Consider the following 5,010-nt stretch of genomic DNA (forward strand, 5'->3'; position numbering starts at 1 on the left):
CTATATCATCAAATTTTAAATTCCCTCCTAAAACTTGGGCATAATAAGGATATGCTAAATTTTCTAAATAGTCACTAAATGTTGCAAAATTTATACTTTTAAAATATGGATACATATTACTAAATTTTCCAGGTTCTGTATTTGAATATACATGAGTATTATTTAGTTGATCTACTAAATAATTTATATCTATTGACACTAAATTAAAAGCAAGACCTATCAAACTTTGCATCTCTTTATTTGTTAATTCATGTTTTTCAAAAATCGAATAAATACTTTCTTCTGATATTTTTAAATCTGAAGCAGATATATTATTTTTAAGCTTTTCCACAGCAGTCTGTACTAAATCACCAATATCTCCTCTATTATTTATATTATTTATAAGCATTCCATCTAATGCTGTTGCTGAATAATATAGATTAATTGATGGATTAATTAAAAATACTCTTTTAAAATTAAATTTTTTATATTTCGAATCTAAATATGACACTACTGCTGAATGCGTAGCTCCCATACTATACCCTGTTAAATAAATATCTGTTATCTCTATTTTTTCATCTTTTTTTATTGTATTTAACATAGACTCCATTGCCTTATATAAATCAAGTCCATCTTGAAGTAACACTCCTGGAACTTTACTATTTGAAACATTTAAAATAAAATTGTTATTAAAAGCTGATGATACACTTACTACGTTATATCCTGCATTATATAATATTTTTGCAAAATTTTGAGTTTTTGTGGAATTATAAGCTCCACCTGTTCCTGAAAGTACAAAAATTAAAGGTGCTTTCTTTTTTTGCTTATTTAAAGAAAATTTAAACCCTTTCTCATACCATAAATTCGCTGGAATCTCTCTATTTTTATCTATTATTATTTTAAACTCTTCTGTGGGTATTTTTTTAGGTACTCCCTTTGTCATTATTTTTGAACTTCCTAGTATTGTTGCAACATACGGATTTTTCATTGGAAAGTCATATTGTGCAAAACAATTTATTCCAAACAACAACAAAAGGAGTAATATTATTTTTTTCATCTATTCCTCCTTATTGTTTTATTCCTATTTTTTTTATTTTTAAAATAATTTTTTTTTCTCTCTAATAACACCATTATCATTATTACTTTTAGCTAAGAAATTTGCTATTTTCTTTACTTCCTCATGAGCATTTTCCATTGCATAACTATATTTTCCTCTTTTTAACATCTCATAATCATTTAAATAATCTCCAAATATCATAACTTCATCATAATTAATATTTAATTTTTTCATTATAATATCTAAAGCTATCCCTTTATTTGATTCTAAATGACTTACATCTAACCAAATCTCTCCTGAAACTACAACTTGAAACTCTTTTTCATCTTTTACAAATGGAAAAATATTTTTTTCTGTTCCATCTAAATCACAAAAAGCTATTTTTATAATCTCATCATCATTTGGAAGTTTCAATAAATTCTCAACTATTTCTCTTTCCTCATAATACTTTTCAACCTCTTTCATGAATTTAGGTTCTGTATTTTCAATATATGCTGATTTTTTTCCACATAAAACTATATTAGTAGTTTTTATCTCTCTTCCTATGTTTACAAATTTTTCAATAGCTTCTTTAGATAGAGTTCTAGAATAAAGCTCTTTTTCCTTTTCTACTATATAACTTCCATTTTCTGCTACAAATATTATTTCATCTTTTATAGGTTCAAACTGCTCTTTTAGATTTTGGTACTGTCTACCACTTGCCACTACAAATTTAATGTTTTTTTCTTTTAATTTTTTAAAAACATCCCAAAATTCAGAAGATATTTCTTTTTTATCATTTAAAAATGTTCCATCCATATCTGTTACTATAAGCTTTATCATAAATTACACCCCACTAAATTTTTTCTAATTTATTTCTAACTTGATATAAAATAATCCCTGCGGCCATTGCTACATTTAAAGACTCGGCTGTTCCATATATTGGTATTATAATCTTTTCATCACTTGCAGCTATAATCTCTTTTGAAACTCCATCTCCCTCATTTCCAAATATATATGCATTCTTTTCATCTAACTTTATATCTGTATACTCAATTGAATCTTTTTCTAATGCCGTTACAATTACCTTATACCCTTTTTCTTTTAAAAATAATACTAACTCATTTTCATCCATATAATACATATTCATTGCTAATATAGATCCCATTGTACTTCTTACTGTTTTTTCATTGTAACAATCTACGCTTCCCTTTGTTAAAATTATATCTTTAAATCCTGCTGCATCTGCTATTCTTATTATTGTCCCTAAATTTCCAGGATCTGAAACTTTATTTAAAACTATAATATTATCATTTAATTCCTCTAAGTTTTCTTTTTTAGAATTATAACAAATAATTACTCCTTGAGAATTTTCTTGAGATGTTAACTCTTTAAATAATTTTTCAGGCAAGATAATTTTTCTACAATTATGCTTTTCTCCCATTTGAAATAAATTCTCTCCTATTCCTTCTTTAAATATAATCATATTTGGAGTTTCCGTAAAATCTAGAAATTTTCTTCCTTCTGCTAAAAATAATCTTTCAGAGTCTCTGTATTTTTTAGTTTTTAATTTTTTTAATTTTTTAAAAAGTTCATTATCTTTACTTACAATTTTTTCCACCAAATTACCACCTATCTTTAATTTTATCATTCCTTATAATTATACAATAATTCATCTATATTTTCTAGTATAAAACTAAGAATACACTTGACTAAGATTGCAAAATATAATAGAATATATCTTAGTGAAAATTTTATATATACTGGGAGGTTTAAGTGAAAAAAATACTAGCTTTATTGTCTTTAGTTGTTCTTTTAGTGAGTTGTGGTAAAGGAGAACAAAATAATAAAAATATTTTATATCTTTATGGATGGGCAGATTATGTTCCAACGGAGATTTATGAAAAATTTGAAAAAGAGACTGGAATTAAAGTTGTGGAAGATATCTACTCTTCAAATGAGGAGATGTTTGCTAAAATAATGGCTGGAGGAACTGGTTATGATATATTAACTCCTTCAACAGACTATGCTGAAATTTTAATGAATGAAGGTAAATTAGAGAAACTTGATAAATCTAAACTACCTACATTTAAAAATATAGATCCTATGGTTTTGGAAAAATTGCAATATTTTGATAAAAACAATGATTATGCTGTTCCATATGTTATGGGAGCTACAGCTATTGTTGTAAATACTAAATATGTTAAGAATTTTCCTAAAGATTTTACAATTTATAACGACTCTGCTTATAAAGGTAAAATGACTTTACTTGATGATATGAGAGAAGTTATGACCTCTGCTCTTGGAACTCTTGGATATTCTCAAACAACTAGTAATGAAGCTGAAATTGCACAAGCAGCAAATCTTGTTAAAGAGTGGAAAAAGAATATAGCAAAATTTGATTCAGAATCATTTGGAAAAGGTTTTGCCAATGAAGATTTCTGGGTTGTTCATTGCTATCCTGAAAATGTTTATAGTGAGTTAAATGCAGATCAACTTAAGCATACTCAATTAATTATTCCTGAAAAAGGAGGAACATCATACATTGACTCATTTGTTGTTCTTAAAAATGCACCTCATAAAGAAGCAGCATATAAATTTTTAGAATTTATTCATAGACCTGAAAATTATAAATTAGTTGCAGAACATTTAAAATTACCATCAATAAATGTTCCTGCTAGAAAGTTAATTACAGTTCAGCCAATGTATCAAATAGATGCTCTTAAAAACACTCAAATCTTAAGAGATATTAAAAACACATTAGACTTACAAAACAAATACTGGCAAGAGATTTTAGTAGATTAATCTTAGAGCTAACCTCAGATGGTTAGCTCTTTTTTTATTTCTTGTAAGAGTCTTGTTTTTGGTGTATAATTTTAAAAAAGACTTATTAGGAGGAACCTTATGAATTTCAATATAAAAAGAAGCGATTTAATTGAGATTTTTTCTGAATTTATCAATATTTTAAAAGATAATCCAGTTAAACCTGTTATTTCTGGATTGAAAATAGAATCAATTGATGGAAATGTTATTTTTACAGGAACAAATCTTGATGTTAATTATATAAAAACTATTTCTTGCCAAACAAAACATAATGGTACTGTTGTTTTTAAACCAAACTTAGCTTTAGAGTACATTAAATTATTAGATGATGAATTTATAACACTTTCATCAACTAATGATATTTTATCTATACATTTAGCTGAATTTTCTTTACTCTTAAATGAAAATTTTCCTGAAAATTTAAAAGTTCCAACTGAGCATACTATTGCTGAAATTTCTGGAAAGGAACTTTTCAAATATTTCGAAAAAACTAAATTTTCAGCAGCTCAATCAAGCGAAAACTTAGCAATTAATTGTATTAGAACTATTTTTAAAAAGGATAGAATATCTTTTGTTTCAACTGATTCATATAGATTAACATATTTAAAAACAGATAATAGTGCCTTAATAGAAAGTGATTTTTCTATTCCTTTAGATTCTGTTAATATTCTTTGTAAACTAATTAAAGATATTGATACAGATATCAGTATTGGTTTTTCTCGTGATAATCTTATTTTCCAGTGGAATGACTCGTATTTTTCAACTAAAATAATTGTATTACCATTCCCAAATTTTGATGCAATACTATGCGGCAATAACTTTAGCAAAGAGATGGAATTTAGTTATAGTGATTTTAAAAGCTCTTTAAAAAAAGTTTTAACTGTTGCTAGAACAAGTAGTGAATCTAAAAATGGAGCTATTTTAGAGTTCGTTGGAAAAAAACTAACTATTTCTGCCTCTTCTGGAAAAGCTAAAATAAATCAAAAGTCTGATATGATTAAAAATGGTGATGATTTTAAATGCTCATTAAATATTAAATTCCTTTATGAATTTATTGAAAACTTAGATAATAATGTTTTCATAAAAGGTAATAATTCATCTGCTATGTTTGAGATTTCAGAAAGAGACAATAACTCTTATAAATATATATTAATGCCTCTTGCTTTAAGAGA

The 5,010-nt window shown here is 25.9% G+C and carries 5 protein-coding genes; 2 read left to right on the top strand and 3 right to left on the bottom strand.

Annotated features, from left to right (window positions below):
• The 3 genes from Q0V09_RS07505 to Q0V09_RS07515 form a co-directional block, all read right to left on the bottom strand.
• Positions 1-1,036: serine/threonine protein kinase (locus Q0V09_RS07505; protein ID WP_297488087.1), on the bottom strand; the 1,036-nt coding region annotated here is incomplete at its 3' end.
• A 39-nt stretch (positions 1,037-1,075) separates the two neighbouring features.
• Entirely contained in the window at positions 1,076-1,858 is a 783-nt protein-coding gene (locus Q0V09_RS07510) for an HAD family hydrolase (RefSeq protein WP_297488090.1), read from the bottom strand.
• A gap of 13 nt (positions 1,859-1,871) precedes the next feature.
• The gene (locus tag Q0V09_RS07515) at positions 1,872-2,636 is read right to left on the bottom strand and encodes an RNA methyltransferase (protein WP_297406142.1); all 765 of its coding nucleotides are present in this window, start codon (positions 2,634-2,636) and stop codon (positions 1,872-1,874) included.
• A 155-nt stretch (positions 2,637-2,791) separates the two neighbouring features.
• Between Q0V09_RS07515 and Q0V09_RS07520 the strand changes: the two genes are divergently transcribed.
• Positions 2,792-3,820, top strand: a complete 1,029-nt coding sequence (locus Q0V09_RS07520; RefSeq protein WP_297406141.1) for an extracellular solute-binding protein — start codon at positions 2,792-2,794, stop codon at positions 3,818-3,820.
• Positions 3,821-3,919: 99 nt separating this feature from the next.
• Positions 3,920-5,010 (top strand): DNA polymerase III subunit beta (locus Q0V09_RS07525; RefSeq protein ID WP_297488093.1); only part of this gene is annotated, 1,091 nt, incomplete at its 3' end.

Source organism: uncultured Cetobacterium sp. (genome assembly GCF_947039425.1).
Lineage (GTDB): Bacteria > Fusobacteriota > Fusobacteriia > Fusobacteriales > Fusobacteriaceae > Cetobacterium_A.

What these genes read in the sequence shown, in the direction of transcription:
- Q0V09_RS07510 (WP_297488090.1), bottom strand. Translation starts at nt 1,858, where the DNA reads ATGATAAAGCTTATAGTAACAGATATGGATGGAACATTTTTAAATGAT.